General features: G+C 46.5%; 21 protein-coding genes. 12 read left to right on the forward strand and 9 right to left on the reverse strand.

The window, feature by feature from the left end; genetic code table 11:
- Positions 1-150 precede the first annotated feature (150 nt).
- On the forward strand, positions 151-729 hold the full coding sequence (locus tag K0O23_RS12810; RefSeq protein ID WP_246597086.1) for a thioredoxin family protein: 579 nt from the start codon (positions 151-153) through the stop codon (positions 727-729).
- Here the strand turns inward: K0O23_RS12810 and K0O23_RS12815 are convergent.
- Entirely contained in the window at positions 710-1,546 is an 837-nt protein-coding gene (locus K0O23_RS12815) for a murein L,D-transpeptidase catalytic domain family protein (protein WP_246597087.1), read from the reverse strand. The genes K0O23_RS12810 and K0O23_RS12815 overlap by 20 nt on opposite strands.
- A gap of 164 nt (positions 1,547-1,710) precedes the next feature.
- On the opposite strand from K0O23_RS12815, the gene K0O23_RS12820 reads away from it, so the two are divergent.
- Positions 1,711-3,060 (forward strand): peptidoglycan DD-metalloendopeptidase family protein, encoded by a 1,350-nt coding sequence (locus K0O23_RS12820; RefSeq protein ID WP_219877826.1) that lies wholly within the window; start codon positions 1,711-1,713, stop codon positions 3,058-3,060.
- 359 nt (positions 3,061-3,419) lie between these two features.
- Here the strand turns inward: K0O23_RS12820 and K0O23_RS12825 are convergent, their stop codons facing one another.
- Positions 3,420-4,319, reverse strand: a complete 900-nt coding sequence (locus tag K0O23_RS12825) for a Ppx/GppA phosphatase family protein (protein ID WP_219877827.1) — start codon at positions 4,317-4,319, stop codon at positions 3,420-3,422.
- Positions 4,320-4,677: 358 nt separating this feature from the next.
- Complete coding sequence (gene ppk1 / locus K0O23_RS12830) at positions 4,678-6,780, reverse strand: polyphosphate kinase 1 (RefSeq protein ID WP_219877828.1); 2,103 nt, start codon at positions 6,778-6,780, stop codon at positions 4,678-4,680.
- A gap of 179 nt (positions 6,781-6,959) precedes the next feature.
- On the opposite strand from ppk1, the gene K0O23_RS12835 reads away from it, so the two are divergent.
- The 3 genes from K0O23_RS12835 (at position 6,960) to K0O23_RS12845 (ending at position 9,481) form a co-directional block, all read left to right on the forward strand.
- A complete protein-coding gene (locus K0O23_RS12835; RefSeq protein ID WP_219877829.1) occupies positions 6,960-7,415 on the forward strand; it encodes a hypothetical protein in 456 nt (151 codons plus the stop codon).
- On the forward strand, positions 7,387-8,475 hold the full coding sequence (locus K0O23_RS12840) for a hypothetical protein (RefSeq protein ID WP_219877830.1): 1,089 nt from the start codon (positions 7,387-7,389) through the stop codon (positions 8,473-8,475). Before K0O23_RS12835 ends, K0O23_RS12840 begins: the two co-directional genes overlap by 29 nt.
- A 64-nt stretch (positions 8,476-8,539) precedes the next feature.
- Positions 8,540-9,481 carry a DUF5996 family protein gene (locus K0O23_RS12845; RefSeq protein WP_219877831.1) on the forward strand — a complete coding sequence of 314 codons (942 nt, stop codon included), beginning with the start codon at positions 8,540-8,542 and terminating at the stop codon, positions 9,479-9,481.
- Between the two features lie 111 nt (positions 9,482-9,592).
- On the opposite strand, the gene K0O23_RS12850 is transcribed toward K0O23_RS12845, so the two are convergent.
- The 4 genes from K0O23_RS12850 to gyrB all read right to left on the reverse strand — a co-directional run bounded on the left by K0O23_RS12850 (position 9,593) and on the right by gyrB (position 14,249).
- Positions 9,593-10,231 (reverse strand): hypothetical protein, encoded by a 639-nt coding sequence (locus tag K0O23_RS12850; protein WP_219877832.1) that lies wholly within the window; start codon positions 10,229-10,231, stop codon positions 9,593-9,595.
- Between the two features lie 213 nt (positions 10,232-10,444).
- The gene (locus tag K0O23_RS12855; protein WP_219877833.1) at positions 10,445-10,768 is read right to left on the reverse strand and encodes a 2Fe-2S iron-sulfur cluster-binding protein; all 324 of its coding nucleotides are present in this window, start codon (positions 10,766-10,768) and stop codon (positions 10,445-10,447) included.
- Positions 10,768-11,775 carry an NAD(P)/FAD-dependent oxidoreductase gene (locus tag K0O23_RS12860; protein WP_219877834.1) on the reverse strand — a complete coding sequence of 336 codons (1,008 nt, stop codon included), beginning with the start codon at positions 11,773-11,775 and terminating at the stop codon, positions 10,768-10,770. Before K0O23_RS12860 ends, K0O23_RS12855 begins: the two co-directional genes overlap by 1 nt.
- A gap of 512 nt (positions 11,776-12,287) precedes the next feature.
- A complete protein-coding gene (gene gyrB, locus K0O23_RS12865; RefSeq protein WP_219877835.1) occupies positions 12,288-14,249 on the reverse strand; it encodes a DNA topoisomerase (ATP-hydrolyzing) subunit B in 1,962 nt (653 codons plus the stop codon).
- 368 nt (positions 14,250-14,617) lie between these two features.
- On the opposite strand from gyrB, the gene K0O23_RS12870 reads away from it, so the two are divergent.
- From K0O23_RS12870 to K0O23_RS12895, 6 genes are all read left to right on the forward strand, one after another.
- Positions 14,618-14,947 (forward strand): DMT family protein, encoded by a 330-nt coding sequence (locus tag K0O23_RS12870; RefSeq protein WP_219877836.1) that lies wholly within the window; start codon positions 14,618-14,620, stop codon positions 14,945-14,947.
- Positions 14,948-15,468: 521 nt separating this feature from the next.
- On the forward strand, positions 15,469-15,894 hold the full coding sequence (locus K0O23_RS12875; RefSeq protein WP_246597088.1) for a DUF2267 domain-containing protein: 426 nt from the start codon (positions 15,469-15,471) through the stop codon (positions 15,892-15,894).
- Positions 15,895-16,258: 364 nt separating this feature from the next.
- Entirely contained in the window at positions 16,259-16,696 is a 438-nt protein-coding gene (locus K0O23_RS12880; protein WP_219877837.1) for a hypothetical protein, read from the forward strand.
- A complete protein-coding gene (locus K0O23_RS12885; protein ID WP_219877838.1) occupies positions 16,680-17,366 on the forward strand; it encodes an SCO family protein in 687 nt (228 codons plus the stop codon). Before K0O23_RS12880 ends, K0O23_RS12885 begins: the two co-directional genes overlap by 17 nt.
- A gap of 4 nt (positions 17,367-17,370) precedes the next feature.
- Positions 17,371-17,763 carry a c-type cytochrome gene (locus tag K0O23_RS12890; protein WP_246597089.1) on the forward strand — a complete coding sequence of 131 codons (393 nt, stop codon included), beginning with the start codon at positions 17,371-17,373 and terminating at the stop codon, positions 17,761-17,763.
- Positions 17,764-17,944: 181 nt separating this feature from the next.
- The gene (locus K0O23_RS12895) at positions 17,945-19,111 is read left to right on the forward strand and encodes a sigma-54-dependent transcriptional regulator (RefSeq protein WP_219877840.1); all 1,167 of its coding nucleotides are present in this window, start codon (positions 17,945-17,947) and stop codon (positions 19,109-19,111) included.
- Positions 19,112-19,501: 390 nt separating this feature from the next.
- Here the strand turns inward: K0O23_RS12895 and K0O23_RS12900 are convergent, their stop codons facing one another.
- Positions 19,502-20,422, reverse strand: a complete 921-nt coding sequence (locus tag K0O23_RS12900; protein ID WP_219877841.1) for a M90 family metallopeptidase — start codon at positions 20,420-20,422, stop codon at positions 19,502-19,504.
- A gap of 276 nt (positions 20,423-20,698) precedes the next feature.
- On the opposite strand from K0O23_RS12900, the gene K0O23_RS12905 reads away from it, so the two are divergent.
- A complete protein-coding gene (locus K0O23_RS12905) occupies positions 20,699-21,292 on the forward strand; it encodes a hypothetical protein (RefSeq protein WP_219877842.1) in 594 nt (197 codons plus the stop codon).
- A 76-nt stretch (positions 21,293-21,368) separates the two neighbouring features.
- Here the strand turns inward: K0O23_RS12905 and K0O23_RS12910 are convergent, their stop codons facing one another.
- Positions 21,369-23,777 (reverse strand): alpha-ketoacid dehydrogenase subunit alpha/beta, encoded by a 2,409-nt coding sequence (locus tag K0O23_RS12910; protein WP_219877843.1) that lies wholly within the window; start codon positions 23,775-23,777, stop codon positions 21,369-21,371.
- Positions 23,778-23,923: the final 146 nt, after the last annotated feature.

Here is a 23,923-nt window from a genome sequence, read left to right on the forward strand (position 1 = left end):
TGTTTAAATTTCGTTTTTGCTAGCGAAAATTGAACAGAAAGGGTTCTGGCGAAACGTTTTTAGAGTCCCATAGCAGCGCTACGTGGCGAGAAAAAGGTGAAGTCAGGTTCTTTTATGGGCAGTTTGCAGCGCAAAGTATGAATTTTAAACATGCTCTCAAATCCCAGAACTATGGCACACTCCACCACCCAGATAGAATTAGGTGCAAAAGCCCATCATTTTGCTCTGTTAGATACAGTCTCAGATAAGCTCGTGTCGCTTGACGATGTGGCCTCAACTAAGGCTACTGTTATCATGTTTATCTGTAACCATTGCCCTTATGTAAAGCACATTCTACCAGAGTTGGTGGAGATGGCTAAAAAGTATCAGGAGAAAGGGATAAGTTTTGTAGCCATCAGCTCCAACGATGTGCAGTTACAGCCCCAGGATGGGCCAGAGGAGATGAAGATGCTGGCCGATGAGATGCAGTTTCCTTTTCCGTACCTGTACGACCAGACCCAGATGGTGGCACGCCATTACATGGCAGCATGTACTCCAGAGTTTTTTGTGTATGACGGCAACAAGCGCTTAGCGTACCATGGGCAATTCGATGGCTCCAGGCCAAACAACAACGTACCTGTTACCGGCGAAGACCTGGCGCAGGCCCTGGATCTTTTACTCGACAATAAAAAGCCGCAGGCGCAGCAGCAGCCAAGTGTAGGTTGCAGTATTAAGTGGCGGGTTCAGTAGGCGGAATATCCTTCTTGTTTTCATTTATAAGTTCTGCCATAGCGGTTACGTGGTCCAGATACTGCGAAGTATAGGCGTCGTGGGCGGCGTGTATGTACAAAGCTGTACCACCAACCACTGAACCGATGATCTCCTCGTGTTCGTCCATGGGTATGGCGGGGCAACCTAAACTGCGGCCCAGCCTGCCTGCCTGCTCAATAAATTCTTCTGTAGCATACTCGGCTCCGTGCATTACAATACAGCGGTCTTTTGCATTGGAGTTAAACTCCTTGTCCATTCCCTCCAGCTTTAGCGACAAACCGTGCTTGCCGATGTAGGTGTTCTGGGTAACGTAAAAGCCTATGCTGCTCATAAAAGACTTGTTCTCATTAGAGAAGTGCTCAGCAAACTCTTCTCCTGAGTTACGCCCATGCGATACGTAAGTATTGTGCAGTATTTCTTTTTTGTCCAGATCTACTACCCAGAGCCTTTTTTCGTTCGATGATTTTGTAAAATCCACGATGGTAAGTATAGGCTTTTCAGAAACTTCGTTGCGGTGCTTCATGTTGTAGTAGCCGGTAAGCGCCTTGTCGAACACCTCGAACCTTAGCCCTGTTTCCTGCAGATGCATGTGGTTGTAAAGGTTAAAGGCAACCTGGTTAAACTTCATCACTTTATAGTTAGTAATGCGGGCTTTGGTGCGCTTTATATCGTTGTAAGGTGCCGATGATGTAACCCCTACAGGTGTTGCCAAAGGCGTAAGTGCAAGTGGTGCAAACAATGGAAGTACGCCCTTCGCTAACCTTCTTCGTATGTATCTTAATCTGGGCTTTCTCATATATTTAGCTTTTTAGTCTACCCTTTTTACGCATTGGCGCCTGCCCGGTTAGATAAATGAATTAATAGCTCCCTGCCACCTTACAAATGAAAAGCATAAGCTATAAAAGGCACTGTTTTTGTTTATCTACCTGTGTTACAATAAAATCAAACTAAAATCTTTACATGTACCCTATTAAAAGAGATCATCTTAACCTATTCTTATTCTTTCTGATTCTGGCATTGGCTACCAGCTGTGGTGCACCACAAACCTTGCGTACAGTGTTTAAGAACCAGACACCTTACGAGGGGTATGTTGTTAAAATAAAAGATGCGAAACTAGACCAGACCGGGCTCGGGCAAGATTGGCTGCGGGCCGGAGAAAAAGCACTGCAAGACTCGCTTACCATCACGCTGCCTTATAAAGAAACCGGTTACTTTTCTGCAGACAAACCAAGGGCTTTAGGTTACAAGATAGATGCAAAGCGCGGCGAACGAATTGTGGTTAACCTGGAGGTAAAGGCCCGTAAGGACATGCAGATATTTATGGATATGTTTGAAGTAGAAAATACTGCGACAAACCATGTGGCAACCACTGATACAACGGGAAGTTACCTGGTTTATGAAGTTGATGATGATAGCCAGCATGTACTTCGGGTGCAGCCTGAACTTTTGCGTAGTGGCCAATATACTTTAACCATAAAATCGGAGCCTACCTTGGCTTTTCCGGTGGCAGGTAAAACCAGCCGTAACATTGCCAGTATCTGGGGCGACCCACGCGATAACGGCGCGCGCCTGCACGAAGGCGTTGATGTATTTGCCAAACGCGGTACACCCGTTGTGGCTTCTAGCCCAGGGATTGTGTCACGGGTAGGCACTACTCCCAGAGGTGGTAAGGTAGTATGGCTGGCAGACTATGAACGCCGCCAAAACTTATATTATGCCCATCTCGATAGCCAGGCAGTTACGGCAGGCCAGCGCATACAAATCGGTGATACGCTGGGTTTTGTGGGCAATACCGGTAATGCAAAGGGAACCAACCCACACCTGCACTTTGGCATTTACCGCTACGGTCAGGGGCCTACAAACCCATTCCCTTACCTGCACGCCAGCAATACTCCTGTGCCGCCGGTACAAGCAGATGCCTCAAAAATCGGAAACTGGGTAAGGGTTGCGGCCAGGTCGGCTAATGTGCGCCAGCAGCCATCTGTTAAATCGGGAGTTTACAGGCGATTATCACAGTATACGCCTTTATTGGTAACCGGGGCTACAGCCAGTTGGTATAGGGTTGTTTTGCCAAACGGAACAGAAGCTTATATAGCCGGCAGTTTAATAGAGGTTACCACCAAACCTATCAAATATGAAAAGTTGGCTACTCAAACTGATCTGCTGGACAATGCAAGTATAGACGCCCCTGCAAAAGACAGTTTAAACCCGGGAAGCAGTGTTGCTGTGCTGGGTGGCTACAATGGTTATACTTTTGTAAAGGCTGAGAATGGCGCGTTGGGTTGGGTACAGAAAAGTTTACTATTGTAGAGGTAGATTGTGATTAATGTTGCATTTGGTCCAACCACCCCTGCCCCTCCTTATCCAAGGCGGGGAGTTTTACTTACTCCTCTTTCTTACATGACAATAGTTAGCCATTTCTCTTTGTCATCTTGCAAAGATCTTGGCAGAAGGGAGGTTAAGCTTCAGCAACAGAGCTTATACTTTTGCTAAAGTAGTAGCAGACTCCCCGCCTTGGATAAGGAGGGGCGGGGGTGGTTGGACTAGGTGCTTCTGGCAATCCTATAACTTCTTGAGAATTTAAAACGCCTGATTGAGGTTGTTTCATCTATAGGCCGATCTGCGGACAGGTCGCGACCTGTCCCTACGAACAAAGCCACCGTTATACTTTACCCAATCCCGCCTATCACAAATCGTTCAGGGTGATTGCGTTCATAAAGGGCATGCAGTATACCATCCTTTAAACCAACAGAAGGCACGATCATACTTTCCAGTTTGGCCCACTTCATAGCAGACAAGTAAATCTCGGCGGCTGGAAGTATAACGTCGGCACGGTCTGGGTTTAGCAGCATCTGGTTAATGCGTTCTTCCATACTCATACTTGCTATCTGGCTTGCCACCTCCTCTATCTGCTTTCTGAAAATCGGCTTCCCTCCTGCTTTTCCGGCTATTTCGTAGATCTTGTTTATGTTTCCGCCTGTACCGATAGCGCGTGATAAGTGGTATTTCTTTGAGTTGGTTTCTATCCAGTTGCGCATGCTGTTCCAGAGTTCTTCGGAGTCTCTGCCGTGCATGTGCCTGATCGTACCCTGCTCAAACGACTGCGACGCCATTTTTTCGCGGTTCACATAGATGTTAAATTCGGTGCTGCCGCCACCTACGTCAATGTGCAGGTAATTGCGCTCATCAAGGAAATTATAGATAACCTTGTTTATCAGTTCAGCTTCGGCAACACCGTCTATCACGTTAATTTCCATGCCGGTTTCCTGGTATACTCGCTCCAGAATTTGAGGGGCATTCTGTGAGTTGCGCATGGCGGAGGTAGCGCATATCATGTAGTGGTCTACATCGTGCACATCTATCAGCAACTGCAGGGCGCGCAGCAGCTTAATAAACTTTTCTATTTTGTAATCGCCGATGTAACCGGTGTTAAAAACATCTTCGCCAAACCGGATGGCGTAGCGGATGTATTCTACCTTTTTGAAGATCACGGTTCCGTTCTGGTTCAGTACACTTGATATCTGGCATCTGACAGCATTAGAACCTATATCAATAGCAGCTAACTTCAATAATCCGGGGGTTTAACGTGAATGATATGCTCGTAAATATACGTAGAAATACAGTATGGTTTTGCCGAAATTTTGGAGCAGTTTGATCGTGTTTGTGAATTATAATTCACCACTTGTATCACTTTGCTGCACTCTAAAAATGAGGAAGATTTAATGCTGTTATTCTGAAAGGATCCTGGTTACTGGTAGTATTGGCTTAACCTCCCTTCTATCAAGATCCTTCCAGGATGACAAATGGGTGAAGTACTCTTTTAAAAAGATAAGATTACCTTGAGACCCCAAAACACCAGCTATCATAAACAAAAAAGCCAGAGCAAATGTATACTTGCTCCGGCTTCTGGTTTATACTTTATACAAACTACACAAGCTCTGCCACCAGGGCTTCCACGTAGCTTTTGCTGTAGAATATCTTATGTACATCCACTACCTCCTCGTTAGCCAGGGCGCGTTTTTTAACATACGTGCCATCTTCGCGCATAATGTAGGAGTTCTGGTTATCCAGCAGGTTATAGTATAGTATATTGATGGACTCTCGTTTCAGCTCCTCATTAGCAATCAGAAAAAGAGCCTCTATTCTGCGGTCAAAGCTGCGCACCATACAATCGGCGCTGCCGCCGTATACTTTGGGCTCGCCGTTGTTGTGGAAGTAGTATAAACGCGCATGCTCCAGGTACTCACCCACAATACTTTTAACCGTAATATTCTCACTCAGGTCTTCGCGGCCAGGGCGCAGACAACAGATACCGCGGACGATCAGTTTAATGGGCACACCAGCCTTTGAGGCTTTGTACATCTCATCGATGATCTCCTTATCCTCCAGTGAGTTTATTTTGATCACGATACCACTCTTCAGGCCTTTTTTCGCATTCTTGGCTTCGTGGCGTATCAGCTCGATCAGGTCGTGACGCATATCCTTTGGCGAGGTCATCAGGTACTTGTAATCGTTCGGTCTGGAGTGGCCAGTAATTACATTAAAGAACTCCGACACGTCGTGAGCATACACTTCATTGGTCGTAAGCAAGCTTACGTCGGTGTATAATCTGGCCGTTTGCTCGTTGTAGTTACCACTGCCAATATGCACGTAACGCGTTACCTTCTCTCCTTCTTTCCGGATGACCATCATCATCTTGGTATGCGTTTTATACTTACTGATACCGTAGATCACAAAGCAGCCAGCCTTCTCCAGTCTTTCGCCTTCGCGCAGGTTACGCTCTTCGTCAAACCTTGCCTTTACCTCGAACAGTACCGATACGTGCTTGCCGTTTTCCGCGGCCTTTAGTAAAGCGGCAGTTACCCTGCTTTGGTCTGCCAGGCGGTAAATAGTTTGCTTGATGCCCAGCACAGCCGGGTCTTCAGCGGCACGTTCGAGCAAACTTACCACAGGCTCCATGCTATTGTATGGGTGGTGCAGCAGTACGTCGTGGTCTTTCAGGTACTCAAACATATCCACGCCATCGCTGGGCAGGCTGAGCGGCGACACCGATGATGGCTGCTTAAAACCTTTGTCCTTGAACTGGCGGTGGTTGATGATCTGCCACAGGCAGCGCAGGTCTATCAGGTTGTTTATCGTAAAGATGTTGGCGTTGTCAATAGTCCAGCGTTCTTTAAGCACCTTCAGCATAAACTGCGACGGGTTGCGCTCAATCTCCAACCTTACCACGCGGCCTTTTTTACGGGTCTTCAGCTTCGATTTGATCTCCTGTACAAAGTCTGCCTCCAGGTCGTCAGACTCTTCCAGGGTAAAGTCGCCGTTACGAGTTATTCGGAACAAGTTTACCGACACGATATCCACGTTGCGGAAAAGCTTTTTGATCTTCCAGCGCACGATCTCCTCAATCGGCACAAAAACGATCTTATCTTTTCGGTTGAGTTCGTAAAAGCGCGCCAGGTTTTGCGGTATCTGCACAAATGTTACCCTGTCTTGGGCCTTCTGCTCTTCAGTGGTGCGGGTTACCACGCCAAAGGTAAGCAGCTGGTTCATCAGCAACGGAAAGCCATGGTAGTTATCAAACACCATCGGCGTAAGCATCGGGTAGATGGTGTTTTTAAAGTATGAGTCTACCTTTTTCTGCTCTATCTCCGTTAGTTCACTTATCTTCAGTATATCAAAACCGTGCTTCTCGCAAAGCGGCTTTATTTCGCTGTTAAAGGTAAGATACTGGTCGTTTACGAAGCGGTGCGCGTAGTCCAGCAGTTTTTTACGGAACGGCAGTTCGCGCAGCCCCGAATAGTCGAGGCGCTCTTTGCCGTAATCGAGGTAATTGTACAAGCTGCCCACCCTGATCATGAAAAACTCGTCCAGGTTAGACGAGGTGATGGCCAGAAATTTAAGCCTGTCGAAAAAACTCTTGTTCGTATCGCGCGCCTGGTCTAGCACACGGTAATTAAAGCGCAGCCAGCTAAGGTCGCGGCTTATGTATTTACTTTTCTTTATCTGGTCAGAAACCTTGTTGATAAGCATGTTTCCTATGGTTAGGGCTTCGGTTTACGTTAAAAAGCCTAAGTTACGACTAAACACAAAATATAACGAGAAAGTATAGGTATTCCTCTATACTGAGGCAATTATTTAATGTTATGCAGCTGGATAATTTTTTACTACTTTCGTTTCGGCTTTTTCCTTGGTTCAGGTAATTATATTCTATGCAGTTTGGTTTTAAGCGGCGCCTAAAGTATACCAGGTGGTTGGTGATAGCAAGTATGGCTGGCTCGTTTCTTACTTATTTTACGGGCATGATGGGCCTGGGAGAGTTTTACCCTTTTGCCAACTGGAAGCTTTTTACCCAACCGCTTGGTAGCAAAAATCACTACCAGGAGTATAGAGTTTATACTTTACCCATTGGCGATACAGCCTGGCAGCGCCAGCCTGTTATCTCCGGCTCTGAAAGCTATACGAAAGACGAGTACATTTATACTTTGAATAGTTTAACCCAGCACGCTTTGGCAGATAGTGCTGCTTTCCATACTCGCCTTCTTACTTTTGTAAAATACATATCCCCTCCTGCATCTGCCTATAAAATTGTGCAGGAAACCTACCAGCCACTAGAATACGTCCGTAACCCACAGCATTATGACACGCTTACTGTTATCCGTTTCTGATACACTAAAAAAGCAGTTAACACCGGATAAACAGGAAGCTATACTGCGCAACACATTCAACTTCTTTTATGCGGTGCAGGCACTTCGCCTGTTTACGTTTGTATGGCTTTACTGGACTATAAACAAATACCAGTTTCTGCGGCAGCGCCCAAGCAAAATTTTCTGGTACGATCATGCCCTGCCAAGCCTGGTAATGCCTGCCCTGCCGGCTCCGCTTTTATTCTATACTGTAGTTGCGCTGGTGGCTGCCTGTAACCTTTATCAGTTGCTTCGGCAAAAGAACCACACACTCTGTCAGGCGCTTCTGGCGCTGGGCCTGCTCTGGCTAAACCTGGCACTCTGGGGATATGGTTTCCTGAGCCATATTAACCACTTGTATCTACTGGCACACCTGCTGCTTACTTTTATCCCATTAAGTAAAAAATCGCTGCCACATGCATCTGTATACTTACACCAAAATATAAACTGGTTTTATGCTGGCTTGCTTTTCACCTATACTTTATCCGGACTCTGGAAGATCCCTTCGCTGCTTTACAAACTAATCACAAACTCCGGAGACATACACTGGCTGCACCCCCAGGCGGCGCTCGTTAATGCAGTTGTAGGTCACCGTAGCCTGGACCTGGATTTTACACTGGCACCGCTGTTTACTGAGTATGTGCTTTTCTGGCAGGTAAGCTTTTTAGTTGTATTGTACATACAATCTGCCAGCATATTTACCGCATCCAGGCAGCCAACCCGCCCTTGGATGGGCCTGTTGCTGCTGATATTCCATACCGTGAATATGCTGTTTTTCCAGATATACTTTGTGGTAGCATCAGTTGCCATTATCTGCCTTTTTATGCCTTATAATCTGCTTTTTTCTAAAAAGTATAAAGCCACCTTCAGCAACGTTTCAGATAATGCCGCAGCCATGAATGAGGATAACGAAACAACTGCCAGCCCTTTCGAAAAGTATAGAACTAAACTCAACAGCAAATCCTACTATTTATCCGGACTGCTGTATATGCCCGGCTTACGTACCCTGGCAAATCTCTTAACCCGACTAACCCGCAGGTAAACTCTGAAACACAAAAAGCGGCTTATCCTCGTACCATAAAGGCAAAGCACATGGCTCCAGAATTATGGCTACAGCAAACACAACAGAGATAAAAAATCCGGATTTCCCGCCACTGCCGCTGGAAGAATGGGAACCTACCAAAGACACGTTACTTTTATACTTTCAGATAATAGGTAAGATCAGGCTGCAACTGATGCCGCGCCGCAACCACTGGTGGAATATTACGCTGTATGTTACCTCTCGCGGAATGGGTACCGGCCCTATCCCCTACAAATTTTACACTTTCGAGATCGATTTCGACTTTATAGATCACCAGTTAACGATACGCACCAGCACAGGAGCAGCAGAAAGTTTTGCGTTGCAGGACGGTTTAAGTGTATCTAATTTTTATACTTCTGTGATGAAAGCCCTGGCTGTTCTGGGCATACAAGTAGAGATCTTAGCCAAACCTTACGACCTTAAAAGTAAAATACCATTTGCCGAAGACCGGAAACATGCCACCTATAACCCCGAACAGGTTAACCGGTACTGGCGTGCCATGGTGACTATAGACCAGGTGTTAAAGGAGTTTAGCGGACGCTTTTACGGTAAAACATGCCCCGTGCACCTGTACTGGCACCACATGGACCTGACAGTTACACGCTTCTCTGGTAAAAGTATACCTGTGCCGGTAAATGGCAGCGTAGTAGAAAAAGACGCTTACTCCCATGAGGTGATCAGTTTCGGGTTCTGGCCCGGCGATGACCAGGTCCGGTTCCCTGCTTTTTACTCGTACACTTACCCCTCGCCGCCAGGCATCGAACTTGAAACGCTGCAGCCAAAACAAGCCCAGTGGGTAGACGCTAACGGTAGCCCCATGGCCATGCTAAACTATGAGGAGCTGCGCCTGATGGATAAGCCAAGAGAAGTGTTGCTAAGCTTTTTAGAAAGTGCCTACACTGCAGGTGCGCAACAGGCCGATTGGCCCGTAGAGGAGCTTAGAACAATACCGCTGGATGAGTTGTAGGTGTGTTGTTTTTTGATGACATTGGGTTAACGGTACTCTTCCAGCCGAAGCTTGATGCAGAGCAAGGGTTAAGGCTCTGAACTTTGTTAGGCGATTTTGATCTTACTATTCTTAATCTTCTCTAGAAATACCCTTAAACGTAACCCTTGCTTTTATTGCTTTTTGCCTGTTGATGTCTTTACCCAAACACTCTTCCCAATAGTCAGGCTCATAAAAGTTTAAAATTCTAATATCTCTTTTGCTAATCAGATGGAAGGTGTTGGTGTTTCCGTCTTCAATCATACAATTGCCAGTAGACTTCAGATTATACTTATCGTCTTTCAGTTTCCACAAATTCGCTGCCTTCAACTCATTCCAGTTGTTGCTTAATTCTGCCTGCAATATGTCCTTAGATAGTAAATAGCGGTTTGTGTCAGGCACCGTTCTTTTAAACTTATATTCTTCTTCCATGAATTTCTGTAAAAGATTCCCTGGGAAATACCTTCCACGCAAATTCTTGTAAGGGCTTGTGTAGGTGAAGAAATAGAGTTTATCTTTCTGCTTTGCTACTATCAGATAGTTCGGTGCGTTATACCAATTGGACCAACTGTGGTAAATGATGGTGCTATCGTAGTTTGTTTGAAAGAACTCGTGTAAGGGAGTAATTGTTTCATGCTGTTGTGCATTGATTGGATGGGATATAAAGAGAATACTTAAGGCTAATAGTAGAAAAGCTTTCTGAAGTTTAATCGGCAATTGAGTGAATTTCATTTATCCTTTATCCTTAAGATTAATAAGTAATACCACCTAACTTTCGGCTAACAGGAGTACCTACTCCCACTATCTGCACTATGTGTGGTGTCATTATACCCTGCATAAAATACTTTAACTCTAATATAGTATAAATTAATTATACTTCTCTCAAAACAAATAGCCACACCCCAATTAAGGTATGGCTATTTTATACTTTGAACAGTTTATACTTTACGCTTCTGGCATCAGCCTTACTACCAATCCATCGAGTTCGGGTTTTACCTTTAACTGGCAGGATAAGCGGCTGGTAGCAGTAGCGTGTGGCAGGGTTTCCAGCATATAAGCTTCGTCGTCGCTGGGTTCTGGGAGTTCGCCGCTTTGCAACACCTCCACGTGGCAGGTGGCGCAAATAGCCATGCCGCCGCAAATGGCAGGCACGTTCAATTCATTGGCTTTCATCACCTCCATCACCGACAGGCCCATATCAGTAGGGGCTTCCAGGGTTACACGGCTGCCATCTTGCAGCTCTACGTTTATGTTTATAGTATCTTCCATCAGGTAAGTTCCTGTATACCGTTAACGGTGGTATACTTTAATACATACTTCTTGTCCGGGTAAATAATGTTGTAGGCACTCTGCGCCATCAACGCCGACTCATGGAAGCCGCAAAGTATAAGCTTCAGTTTACCCGGGTAGGTGTTAATATCGCCAATGGCAAACACGCCTTCTATGTTGGTCGAGTAGTCTAATGTGTTTACCACAATGGCGCCTTTCTCCAGTTCAAGTCCCCAGTTCTCCAGCGGGCCAAGCTTTGGCACCAACCCGAAGAGCGGAATGAAGTAATCGACTTCGATCTTGTGCTCTGTTTCGTTGTCGATGAGTACCGTAACAGCATCCAGTTTTCCGTTGCCATGCACATCAGTTACGTTAGATTTCAGCAGCAGCTTTATATGCCCTTCCTCAGCCATACTTAGCACCTTCTCAGCAGACTCCGGAGCGCCTCTAAAAGTGGAGCCCCTGTGCACCAGCGTAAGCTCTTCGGCCAGGCCGGCCAGGTATATGGTCCAGTCGAGGGCGGAGTCGCCGCCGCCGGCTACTACAATCCGTTTGCTGCGGAACACTTCGGGGTCGCGCACCATATACGAAACACCTTTGCCCTCGAAACTTTCCAGGCTTTCGATGGCAGGTTTGCGCGGCTCAAACGAACCCAGGCCACCGGCTATCGCCACCACCTTACAGGAAATTTCAGTACCCTCCGAGGTTTTAACTACAAAAGAGCCATCCTCCTGCTTGTCCAGCGTTTCTACACGTTCGCCCAGCGTAAAGGTCGGGTGGAATGGCTCTATCTGCTTCATCAGGTTATCTACCAGCTCACCGGCAACTATACTTGGGAAGCCTGGTATGTCGTAAATAGGTTTTTTAGGGTATATCTCGGCCAGCTGGCCTCCTACTACCGGAAGGGCATCCACCACGTGGCAGCGCATCTTCAGCAAACCTGCTTCAAACACGGCAAACAAGCCCACCGGACCTGCCCCTACGATGCATATATCTGTTGTTATCATTTAGGTATTAACTTTTGTGTTTAACACTAACTGTTAGAGCATGTTTAAATTTTGTTTTCGCTAGCAAAGGATAAATTTTAATCATGCTCTTGTAGTAAATATACAGCCAACAGTTAAGCATCCATAGTGTTTTGACTACAGATTAAGGGGATTAAATTGATTTTTGAGATTTTTTCTTCGTGACTTCTGCTGTACTACCTCACCCCAGCCCTCTCCTAAAAGCAGGAGAGGGAGCTCTGGCATTACTTTAGCAAGAATATAGCTCTGTAGATTCAGTTTAACCCCTTTCTACCAAGATCTTTACAAGATGATAAATAAGAAGATAGCAGCTATTGCAATGACAGCAGAAGCAGTAGGCAAAAGCTCCCTCTCCTGTTATTAGGAGAGGGCTGGGGTGAGGTAAATACTGTGTTGCAGAAAGTCCCGTCCATCTTTAAACCCTGCAAATCCTTATAAAAAAAGGCCAGCTGGTGTAGCTGGCCTTCTCTATAGTATGAATTTTATACTTTGATTTATACGTCTACGCGTGCATACTTGGCGTTGCGTTCGATAAAGTCGCGACGTGGGCCTACCTCGTCACCCATCAGCATCGAGAACAGGTGATCTGCTTCTGCAGCAGACTCAATTGTTACACGCTTTAAGCTACGGGTATCCGGGTCCATGGTCGTGTTCCAGAGCTGCTCCGGGTTCATCTCACCAAGACCTTTGTAACGCTGTACGCCAACACTCTCCTCCTTGCCTTTGCCAAGCTCCTGGATCGCATCAAGACGGTCCTGCTCACTCCAGCAATAACGCTCTTCCTTGCCTTTCTTCACTAAATAAAGCGGAGGTAGTGCAATGTAGATATAACCATTCTCGATCAGCTCTTTCATATAACGGAAGAAGAACGTAAGTATAAGCGTACGAATGTGTGATCCGTCCACGTCAGCATCCGTCATGATGATAACACGGTGGTAACGCAGTTTCTCCATGTTCAGGGCCTTCTCGCCATCTGCAGTACCAAAGCTAACGCCCAGCGCCGTGATCATGTTCTTGATCTCTTCGTTCTCGTAGATGCGGTGCTCCTGTGCTTTCTCCACGTTCAGGATCTTACCGCGCAACGGCAGTATAGCCTGAAACCTTCGGTTACGGCCCTGCTTGGCAGAACCGCCCGCTGAGTCACCCTCTACCAGGTAGATCTCGCAGTTCTCCGGGTTGCTGTCAGAGCAGTCGGCCAGTTTACCAGGTAAGCTGGTACCGGATAAAACACTCTTACGCTGCACCATCTCGCGGGCCTTACGGGCAGCGAAACGCGCCTGGGCGGCAAGTATAACTTTCTGCACAATGATACGTGCCTCCTTCGGATTTTCTTCCAGGAACTCGTTCAGCATTTCGCCAACGGCAATATCCACGGCTCCACCAACATCGGAGTTACCTAGTTTGGTTTTGGTCTGGCCTTCAAACTGCGGCTCCTGTACTTTTACAGAAATTACAGCTGTTAAACCTTCTCTGAAGTCATCACCAGCGATCTCGATCTTCACCTTATCCAGCATACCCGACTTATCGGCGTAAGCTTTAAGCGTACGGGTAAGTGCGCGGCGGAAACCACCTACGTGCGTACCACCCTCAATGGTGTTGATGTTGTTTACATACGAGAAAATGTTCTCGGTATAAGACGTGTTGTACTGCAAAGCAATCTCTACAGGTACACCGTTTTTCTCACTCTCAATATGGATTGGCTCCGGAATCAGGTTTTCACGTGTTTCGTCCAGATAGGCCACAAATTCCTTCAGACCACCTTCAGAGAAAAAAGAGTCTGTTTGCAATGGCTCACCTGCCTCGTTTAGTTCGCGCAGGTCTTCCAGGTTTATGCGGATGCCTTTGTTCAGGAAGGAAAGCTCTCTTAAACGGCTGGCAATGGTATCGTACTTATACTCGGTGGTAGTGAAGATAGAACCATCCGGCTTAAACTGTACCGTGGTACCTGTTCTGTCGGTAGTACCGATCTCGCGCACCGGGTAAGCAGGCGCACCAATATTGTAATGCTGCTCAAATATTTTACCGTTGCGGTGCACCGTTACGTGCAGGTCTGTGGAGAGCGCGTTAACGCAACTCACACCCACACCGTGCAAACCACCTGATACTTTGTAAGTGTCTTTATCGAATTTACCACCGGCGTGCAGTACCGTCATTACTACCTCGAGGGCAGAGCGGCCTTCCTTCTGGTGAAAATCCGTTGGAATACCACGGCCGTTATCGGATACTGTGATGGAATTATCTGGATTAATGGCTACGTTAATGGTATCGCAATGGCCGGCAAGGGCCTCATCAATCGAGTTGTCTACTACCTCCCAAACCAGGTGGTGTAAACCTTTGATACCGATATCGCCGATATACATGGCAGGGCGCTTCCGTACTGCTTCTAGCCCCTCCAGTACCTGAATACTATCTGCTGAATAATTGTTATGCAATTGTTTTTCTTCCACTTCACTCATGTGTTTTAGGGTAGATTGAATAGGTAAAACTAGCACTTTTATTTGGTTTATGCTATACTTTTTAAGGGTTGAATTATGCAGCAGAACCATCGGGTACTATACTCGGTTTGTTACTGCTTTGCAACCCACTTATTTTAAACAAATTACTTACCCCGATAGTGCCTTAAAATGCTGATCAAAACTATAAAAAACACAAAAAAGGAAAATACCTCTATAAGTATACTTTGTGCGGTTTCGGCATGCCCTTAAAGTTTATACTTTATGCTGCACACAAGCCAATAGCGAATTAATACCCAAAAGAATTTAAGTGTAGTGGCAGCAGATCATACTTTAATTTTTAGCAGCTTTGCAGGCATTTTTCTAAAAGTATGAAAACGGTTTTACTTCTGCTGATCTCTAATATTTTTATGACCTTTGCCTGGTATGGGCATCTGCGATTTAAAGAGGTGTCGCTTTGGAAGATCATTCTCATCAGCTGGCTGATCGCGTTTTTTGAGTACTGTTTTATGGTGCCGGCAAACCGCATCGGCTACGGGCAGTTTACAGCTTTTCAACTTAAGACCATACAGGAGGTAATTACGCTGGTGGTGTTTATCGGCTTTTCGGTGCTTTACCTGCGCGAAGAGTTAAAGTGGAATTACATTGTGGGTTTCATACTTATACTTGCCGCTGTTTTCTTTGTGTTTAAAAAGTGGTAATTGTTGATGGCTGAATTATTAAATTGTTGAATTGCTAAATGGTTGATTGTTGAATTTTTGGACTTTAAGTATCCGCTAATTTTAATGCTCTAATGCTCTTTCGGACTTCCAAGTCCGAAAGCTGTCTGCCGGGGACTTCCTAGTCCCCATAGATTGGCCCCACTACACAGAACAAGCAGTCCGCAGCAGGCGGGGGTTTCGGCCAGGGATATCCCGAACAGCAATAGAATATTGTTTAGCTAAGATAATCCTGCCACTTTTTGAAAGCGCCCTCGCTCGCCAAAGGCGAGCGAGGGCGCTTCTTAATTTGAAATTATCAGAAAGCAATAGCATTTGGGATAAGAGACCACCCTTTAAAATCCTGTAAATCCTTGGGGAAGGGGCCCTATGTAAAGATTCAGACAACATTATTCTTCCCCTTCACCCTATACTTACCTCTCTTCCCGTTTAACCGATAACCCTGTTATAGCTGCCGCGTTCATTTAAATGGAACATCTTTTAAACTAAAAAAGGAGGTTAAAATGGCTATGAACTTTGAGAATTATGTAAAAGACGCTAAAACCTGGACGCACGAACTCTGCACTTACCTGGGCATTGAGGATGAGAACAAGGCAAACAGGATATTCAGGGCGGTGCTTCATGCCATCCGCGACCGAATTCCCACTGCCGAAGCCATCCATTTAGGGGCACAGTTGCCTATAATCTGGAAAGGGGTATACTACGACGGTTTCCATATGCACAGCCCCGTACGCATCCGGCACGAAGACGAATGGCTGGAGTTTATCCGCACTAAAGATGCATTTGCCGAAGATGCCGACTTCCCTACCCTGGACCATGCCTTTTACGCTTTCCAGGATGTGATGACGTTTCTGCGTGACCATATTTCTGAGGGCCAGTATAACCAGGTAACACAGGCGCTGCATTCTGACATTACCGTACCGGCTTAAACTCTGTTTAAATAGGAAATAGAAGGTCTGACACATGTCAGGCCTTTTTTGTGTGCATTCTAATAGAGATTAATTTACCACAAAGGGCGCGAAGAGTATCGCAGGGTTTGAAACAAAAAAGATTTAAAAGTTGCTATCCAGGTAGTTTTACAATGTAAGAAAAGATTAGCCTAAACCCCATCAGCCTGCTCGCTCCATATTTAGGCAAGTTATTGGTCGTGTTTCAATCAAACTACATTCCTGCTCTTTTGCACATCCCGCCTTGCAGCCGTACCTTTGCTGGATGCAGCATTTTAATATAGCATCTTTGCTAAGCTAATTTCCTAAGTATAAAAAGTATATCTTCTCAAACTAAGCTAAAAGCATGAAACATATCATACTAAGTTTAAGCCTTGCATTTGCCATACTTTGCGGCTGCAGCCAGGGCCAGAGCCCCAAAGAGCAGAAAGAGGCACTGGAGGAGCGCGTGCTGGCCGTGCACGACACAGCGATGGCTAAAATGGGAAACATCTACAAACTGCGTAAAGGTCTGCGCACCCTCCGCGACACTTTAGAAACGCAGCAAGCCGACTCTGTTACACTAAACAACCTGCAAACGCAGATACAGCTGCTGAACCGCGCCGACGAGGCCATGATGGGCTGGATGCGCCAGTACAAAACGCCTGCAGAAGACATGCCCAACGAGCAGGTCATAAACTACTTACAGCAGGAGCTTGTTAAGATAAAGCAAGTACAAACCCTTATGGACAGCACCATAAACGCTGCCCGTACAACTTATAAACCTTATGATCAGAATAAATAAAGCAACGCTTAGAAAGTATACTTTGCTACTGGCAACAGCCTTTAGTATAGGCTTTTTAACTGCCTGCAACAGCAGCGACTCTACCGATAAAACTTTACCTATACTTGGCCACCGCGAAGCCGTGGAGCGTGTAGTTGATGGTAAAACTGTAGTAGATACTGTTTACCACCAGATACCAGATTTCGCTTTTATAAACCAAGACAGCCAGCGTGTGACCCAAGAAACTGTAGCCGGTAAAATTTACGTAACGGACTTCTTCTTTACCACCTGCCCTTCTATCTGCCCTAAAATGAAAAGCCAGATGCTGCGCGTGTACGAGAAGTTTAAAGATAACCCTAACGTAGTAATTCTTTCGCATAGCATAGACCCACAGCACGACACCGTAGCTGTACTTAGAGATTATGCGGACCGCCTAAACGTACAGTCTGATAAATGGCACTTTTTAACCGGCGATAAAGACAGCATTTACGACATGGCCCTGCAATATTTTACTGGAGTGCAAGAAGATGCCCAGGCAGAAGGCGGCTTTGCGCATAGCGGAGACTTTATGCTGGTAGACCAGAACCGTCACATACGCGGCCATTACCACGGCACAGAGCAGGAAGATGTAGACAGGCTGATGAAAGACATGGAGGTACTGCTGAAAGAAAAGCAAAATGGCCAGAAATAGACTTATGGCAGTAGCACTGGGAGGCTTGGTTCTAACAACCCTTACCCAGTGCTTCACTAATAAGAAAAACGAAGGCCAGCGCCTGTACGAAACCAACTGCCAGAGCTGCCACATGGAAGACGGCAGCGGCCTGCGTGGTGTTATACCACCCATTTCCGGCGCAGATTACCTGGAACAGCACCGCGACGAGCTGGCCTGCCTCATCCGGCATGGTATAGACGGCCCGATAACCGTAAACGGGATAGAATATAACAAACCAATGCCCGGCGTAGACCTGCGTGAAGACCAGATCACGAACCTGCTAAACTACATCCAAACCAACTTCGGCAACAACAACGCGCGCTATACCATGCCGGAAGTAGAGAAACAGTTGGAGACTTGCCCGCCGCACAGGTAGTAATAACTTCGTAGGAACAGGTCGTGACCTGTTCCTACGAGGAAATATACTCATCCCAAACTATAAACTTGTAACCTCCCCTCCCCTAATTCAGTTAAAACTGAAATTCCGCAGCAATGCAGCCGCAACCTTGACAAGCGGCTGTTTATTTCATATACTTAGCCTGACATAAAATAAGACTATGCCCAAAATTCTGATTATAGACGACGAAAGGGCCATCCGGAGCACGTTAAAAGAGATTCTTGAGTTTGAGAACTATACTGTAGACGAAGCCGAGGATGGAGAAAAAGGACTACACCAACTCAGCAAGAACAAGTATGACGTAGTGCTCTGCGACATCAAAATGCCCGGCATGGATGGCATTGAAGTGCTCGAGAAAGCCATGGAGTTTACGCCTGACACCCCTTTTATTATGATATCGGCACACGGCACAATAGATACTGCCGTGGAGGCCACTAAAAAAGGCGCCTACGATTTCCTGCAAAAACCACCAGACCTTAACCGTCTGCTGGTAACAGTGCGCAATGCCCTCGATAAGTCGAACCTGGTAACGGAGACCAAGATCCTGAAGAAAAAAATCTCCAGGACCTACGAAATGGTGGGTACTTCGTCAGCGCTTAGCCGTGTAAAGCAAGCCATAGAGAAAGTAGCCCCTACCGATGCCCGCGTGCTGATTACAGGACCAAACGGTTCTGGTAAGGAGTTGGTGGCACGCGCCATACACGAGCACAGCAACCGCAGCAACGGCCCTTTAATAGAGGTAAACTGCGCCGCCATCCCAAGCGAACTAATCGAGAGCGAACTGTTCGGCCACGAAAAAGGCTCTTTTACCTCGGCTGTAAAACAGCGCATCGGTAAGTTTGAACAGGCCAATGGCGGCACTTTGTTTCTGGATGAGGTAGGCGACATGAGTTTATCGGCACAGGCCAAAGTACTGCGTGCCCTGCAGGAGCACAGAATTACACGCGTTGGCGGTGACAAAGACATTCAGGTAGATGTGCGCGTATTGGCTGCTACAAACAAAAACCTGCTGGAGGAGATCGAAGCCAAAACTTTTCGGGAAGACTTGTATCACCGCTTAGGAGTTATACTTATACACGTACCTCCGCTAAACGAACGCCGCGAAGATATCCCTGACCTGGTGACTAAGTTCCTGAACGACATCGCCAACGATTACGGTAACAAGCCTAAAGTTATTACTGCAGACGCTTTAGAGTATTTAAAAGGGCTTGACTGGCGAGGCAACGTACGGGAACTGCGCAATGTGGTAGAAAGGCTTGTGATCATGAGCGGGCCAGAAATAACCGCTGAAGATGCTAAGGCTTATGCAAGGCCGGTAGTGACTTAAGTTTAAGGCTGATTTATACTTCAAAGCCTCTGTAACTTGTGTTGCGGAGGCTTTTGTTTTGTACATATCTTTATAATGACTTAGTATGGCGCGAGCGTCCTCGTCCCGAAGCAAGTCCGGGATCTGTGACTCGTGACTTGCTATAGTGTGGGCCTCTGGCCCAGTAGAGTCAGAGACTCTACACCACTATAAGACACGAGTCTGGAGACTCGCGCCAGAAAATAATTAGAATGAAAAGTCCCTGCTCTCAAAAGGGGAATTTCCACTGTTGCTTTAGCGAATATATAAGTTTCATAGCTACAGCCCTACATCGTACAGCTCACTACCTTTTCCTCTAGAATATATTTATACTTTGCTGAGTCTTCGTCACTAATAACATAAACACTATACCTATGCCGCCTGCTTTTTACCTAAACAGCAGTTTTTATACTTTTCGCCACTGCCGCAGGGGCAGGGTTCGTTGCGGCCAAGGCGTTTGCCGTAGGGGTTCAATAGTTCTCTGAAATTGAGCCGGAAGCGGCGCTTCGGGTTTTGCTTAAACACCTTGGTTAATAAAGTATAAAGCTGTGGATGCTTTTCAGCTAACTGGTCTGGTTTCTCGAAAAAATACTCGGTAACAACGGCAAAGAACTCAGCCTCGTTTGTTGCACCATAGCTGTCAATGTCAGATTTGCCCTTTTTTATACTTTGTATCTTGCGGTACATTAACTCCTGCCACGGCTGCACCAACTCTGCCGGCAGGTATGCTGCTGGTGTTCCGTCTATCTCACCGTCGGCTTGGTCCAGCATGTGGGCAAACTCGTGTATGCCAACATTTTTACGGTCAGCCATATCGTTAAAGCCGCGCTCTAAAGCCGGTTTAGACAGGGTTACGTAATGGTCGTTCTGAAAGGGGTTAACGCGCCCCAGAGTCTCTGACACAGCCTCACTATCCTGATCTTTAAATTTTTGTATGCTTCCCGGAAAAACAAACACCTCGCCCAGTTTCTGGTACTCCCAGTCGCGGAAACCAAATATGGGAATGATGGCGCTGGCGGCAACAAGTACTTTAGTTGTATCATCTACCTCTACCTGAATGCCCGTAATGCGCTTCTCAGCCAGAAACAGCTGCAGCATTTTTTCAAAGTGTTCCCTCTCCTCATCCGTTTTCAAAGTATGGTAAAACCCAACCCTGTCTGTTAAAATTTTGCGCCACTCTGCCGGAAACTCCTGCGCCAGTACCATTTTTCGGTTGCGCTGTTTGCGCGTGGCCCATCTGTAAAAAAGCAGGCACATGCCTGCTACCAGTAAGATAAAAACAATGTATCCCATGGCAGCTTAAACGCACTTTCCGGAAGAAGGATGTTATATAATCAACGTATTTAAGCCATTGCGAGCTATTACCCAGGATTTATTAGGTTATACACACAGGTTTGTTAAATCATTAACCGGACAACGTATAAAGCGCATTTACGACACTAAACCACTGACATCCGAATACTTACCGCTCACTTTTACAAGCCAGAAAGCCTACAAAGAAAGTTACAACAATTCCTATATTGTATGCGTTTGATTTAGTAAATTTAGCTTCATTTTCTGAAAATCTACATGAGATACCTGCTAAAGTATAGTGCAGCGCTACTGTTATGCTTCGTAGCTTTGAGCTCTTGCCGAAAAGAACCCAGTTACCCGGATGAGCCCCAGATCGAGTTTGAACGGGTAGATGTAAACTACACAACAGAGTTTGGCATTACTACTGCGAATATGACGATCGTAATCAGCTATAAAGACGGAAACGGCGACCTTGGCTTAAATCCTCTCGTTAGCACCCCGGGTGGTTCATCAGACCCAGATAGCCAGGCCCCGTTTAACCCAGGTTCTCCGTACGAGAAAAACTTTATCGCTGAGCTTTTTATTAAAGAGCCAGTGTTCGGCAGTGCTACTGATTCTGCTTTTGTAAGGTATCAGTTACCGGTGCAGGGCTTTGATTTTAGTGGCCGCTTCCGCAGACTTACAAATGATGAGCGTTCGGAACCCCTCGAAGGTGAGATCAGGTATTCGCTGAGCAGCATTACAAACGAGTTTTTTAAACCAGGCGACATCATAAAGTTTCAGATATTCATTTATGACCGCAACACGCCAATTCCAAACAAAAGCAATATTGTAGAGACAAGACCTATTAAGCTCACGTTTAAAGAGTAGTTTAGCAAAGTATAAAAAGAAATGCCCGGCAAAATTGTTGCCGGGCATTTCTTTTTATACTTCAACTTATACTTCGTTAGTAGATCTTTGGATATGCCTCAGGGTCTGCCTCGTTTAGTATCTCATAAACCGTTTCGAACACATCCTCTGCATTTGGCTTAGAGAAGTAGTCGCCATCAGATGAGTAAGGAGGACGGTGCGCCTGCGCTGACAGGCATTGCGGTTTAGAATCCAGCCATCTCCAGGCTCCCTGCTCGTCTACTACCTGCTGCATCATGTAAGCTGTAGCGCCTCCTGGCACGTCTTCGTCAGCAAACAGTACACGGTTCGTTTTACGGATAGAGTCTGTGATTACATGTTCAATATCAAATGGCAATAGGGTTTGCACGTCTATTACCTCTGCAGTGATACCGAATTCCTCTAGTTGTTTAGCGGCCTCCAGTACGATGCGGCACATAGAACCGTACGTAACAATGGTAATATCATCACCCTGCTTTAGTATCTCTGGTTTACCGAGTGGTACTGTAAATTCGGAAATGTTATTCGGTATACGCTCTTTCAGGCGGTAACCGTTCAGGCACTCAATAATTAATGCTGGCTCATCTGACTTAAGTAAAGTGTTGTAGAAACCAGCTGCCTGTGTCATATCGCGCGGAACCAGCACATGCATACCCCTGATGCTGTGCAGGATCATGCCGATTGGTGAACCTGAGTGCCAGATACCTTCCAGCCTATGGCCGCGGGTACGCACGATCAGCGGGGCTTTCTGGCCACCTTTGGTGCGGTACTGCAGGCAAGCCACGTCATCAGACAAGATTTGGATGGCGTAAAGCAAATAGTCAAGGTACTGGATTTCTGTTATTGGGCGCAGGCCGCGCAATGCAGCGCCTATACCTTGCCCGATGATCGTACACTCACGAATACCGGTGTCAGTTACGCGTATCTCGCCATACTTTTCCTGTAAGCCGGCAAAAGCCTGGTTTACGTCGCCTATAAACCCTACGTCTTCACCGATGGCAAATACACGCGGGTCGCGGGCAAGCATTGCATCAAAGCATGCCTGCAGCACTTCACGGCCATCAACTACAGGCGAGTTATCATCAAACTCAGGCTTTACCTCCTCTACCAGCAGCGCCGACTCGTCGGATTGGCTGAATAAGTATGAATTGAATCTATCTGAATTTTCGCCAAGTGTTTGCTCCAGCCACTCCACCAGCTCACGTTTAGCCTGGTTGCGCTCATCGCGTACGTAGCGCAGGGCACGGCGTACCGCTCTAACAGCATCGCTTCGGATTGGGGTGCCTACCTTGCGTAGTTCCTCTGTAATAGTGGCTACTTCTGTGATGTGTTCGCTGGCAACAGCCAGGTTATCCAACAGGCGAAGCGCCTCTTCGTGGTCAGCCTTTATGTCGCTGGCAAAAGCGTTCCAGGCGTTTCCTCTGGCTATTTTAACAGCCTCTCTTGCTTCTGACTCTATATTATCCAGGTGCTCAGTGGTAGCTAAACCGCTTTCCAGTATCCACTCACGCATCTTTTTAAGGCAGTCATAATCCGCTTCCCAATCTAATCTGTCTTTAGATTTATAGCGCTCATGAGAGCCTGATGTAGAGTGGCCCTGTGGCTGTGTTAGCTCTTCTACGTGTACCAGCACCGGCACGTGCTGTTCACGGCAAACGCGTACGGCTGCCTCATATGTTTCGCAAAGGGCGGCATAGTCCCACCCTTTTACTTTAAATATCTCGTAGCCCTGCTCTCCTTCAGCGTTGCGCTGGAAACCGGCTAAAATCTCAGAGATGCTTCCTTTCGTGGTTTGGTACTCAGCTGGCACCGAAATACCGTAGCCATCGTCCCAAACCGACACCAGCATTGGCACCTGTAGTACACCACCGGCGTTTATAGCCTCGAAGAACATGCCTTCGGAAGTAGACGCGTTACCAATAGTACCAAAAGCCACCTCGTTGCCATTTACCGAGAAGTTATTATTGTTCTGCAGTTCCGGGTTCTGGCGGTACAGTTTAGAGGCATAGGCCAAGCCTACCAGGCGTGGCATTTGTGAGGCTGTTGGCGAGATATCAGAACTTGAATTTTTGGTCTCAGTCAGGTTCTTCCATTTGCCTTCGTCGTCGAGTAAGCGTGTACCGAAGTGGCCATTCATGGCACGGCCTGCCGTAGATGGCTCGGCCTCTACATTAGTATGGGCATATAACTGGGCAAAATATTGCTGCAGCGTTAACTCACCTATGGCAAACATAAAGGTCTGGTCGCGGTAATAGCCCGAACGGAAATCACCGTTCTGGAAGAACTTTGCCATAGCCAGTTGCGCCACCTCTTTGCCATCCCCGAATATCCCGAACTTGGCCTTGCCCATGAAAACTTCCTTTCGGCCTGCCAGGCTGGCCTGTCGGCTTTCCCACGCAATACGATAATCGTTAAGTATTTCTTCAGCTGTTAGTCTTTGAGTTATAGATGCTTCAGCAGTTTGCATGTTTTCTCTTTTAAACCAAATGAATTTGTTTCAGTCAAAAGTACAGAAGATTCGCCTAAATTCAAATTAGGGGCGATTCTGCAGTAAATTGGCACAATAGTGGCACTGCAATTTTTGAAAAAATATTTCATATATTTGCTTTGATT

The organism is Pontibacter aydingkolensis, assembly GCF_019443125.1.
Lineage (GTDB): Bacteria > Bacteroidota > Bacteroidia > Cytophagales > Hymenobacteraceae > Pontibacter > Pontibacter aydingkolensis.

Bases quoted from the DNA above. Each gene is read 5' to 3' on its own strand.
- K0O23_RS12810 (WP_246597086.1), top strand. From the start codon at position 151: ATGCTCTCAAATCCCAGAACTATGGCACACTCCACCACCCAGATAGAA.
- K0O23_RS12815 (WP_246597087.1), bottom strand. From the start codon at position 1,546: ATGAGAAAGCCCAGATTAAGATACATACGAAGAAGGTTAGCGAAGGGC.
- K0O23_RS12820 (WP_219877826.1), top strand. From the start codon at position 1,711: ATGTACCCTATTAAAAGAGATCATCTTAACCTATTCTTATTCTTTCTG.
- ppk1 (WP_219877828.1), bottom strand. From the start codon at position 6,780: ATGCTTATCAACAAGGTTTCTGACCAGATAAAGAAAAGTAAATACATA.
- K0O23_RS12835 (WP_219877829.1), top strand. From the start codon at position 6,960: ATGCAGTTTGGTTTTAAGCGGCGCCTAAAGTATACCAGGTGGTTGGTG.
- K0O23_RS12840 (WP_219877830.1), top strand. From the start codon at position 7,387: ATGACACGCTTACTGTTATCCGTTTCTGATACACTAAAAAAGCAGTTA.
- K0O23_RS12845 (WP_219877831.1), top strand. From the start codon at position 8,540: ATGGCTACAGCAAACACAACAGAGATAAAAAATCCGGATTTCCCGCCA.
- K0O23_RS12850 (WP_219877832.1), bottom strand. From the start codon at position 10,231: ATGAAATTCACTCAATTGCCGATTAAACTTCAGAAAGCTTTTCTACTA.
- K0O23_RS12855 (WP_219877833.1), bottom strand. From the start codon at position 10,768: ATGGAAGATACTATAAACATAAACGTAGAGCTGCAAGATGGCAGCCGT.
- K0O23_RS12860 (WP_219877834.1), bottom strand. From the start codon at position 11,775: ATGATAACAACAGATATATGCATCGTAGGGGCAGGTCCGGTGGGCTTG.
- gyrB (WP_219877835.1), bottom strand. From the start codon at position 14,249: ATGAGTGAAGTGGAAGAAAAACAATTGCATAACAATTATTCAGCAGAT.
- K0O23_RS12870 (WP_219877836.1), top strand. From the start codon at position 14,618: ATGAAAACGGTTTTACTTCTGCTGATCTCTAATATTTTTATGACCTTT.
- K0O23_RS12875 (WP_246597088.1), top strand. From the start codon at position 15,469: ATGGCTATGAACTTTGAGAATTATGTAAAAGACGCTAAAACCTGGACG.
- K0O23_RS12880 (WP_219877837.1), top strand. From the start codon at position 16,259: ATGAAACATATCATACTAAGTTTAAGCCTTGCATTTGCCATACTTTGC.
- K0O23_RS12885 (WP_219877838.1), top strand. From the start codon at position 16,680: ATGATCAGAATAAATAAAGCAACGCTTAGAAAGTATACTTTGCTACTG.
- K0O23_RS12890 (WP_246597089.1), top strand. From the start codon at position 17,371: ATGGCAGTAGCACTGGGAGGCTTGGTTCTAACAACCCTTACCCAGTGC.
- K0O23_RS12895 (WP_219877840.1), top strand. From the start codon at position 17,945: ATGCCCAAAATTCTGATTATAGACGACGAAAGGGCCATCCGGAGCACG.
- K0O23_RS12900 (WP_219877841.1), bottom strand. From the start codon at position 20,422: ATGGGATACATTGTTTTTATCTTACTGGTAGCAGGCATGTGCCTGCTT.
- K0O23_RS12905 (WP_219877842.1), top strand. From the start codon at position 20,699: ATGAGATACCTGCTAAAGTATAGTGCAGCGCTACTGTTATGCTTCGTA.
- K0O23_RS12910 (WP_219877843.1), bottom strand. From the start codon at position 23,777: ATGCAAACTGCTGAAGCATCTATAACTCAAAGACTAACAGCTGAAGAA.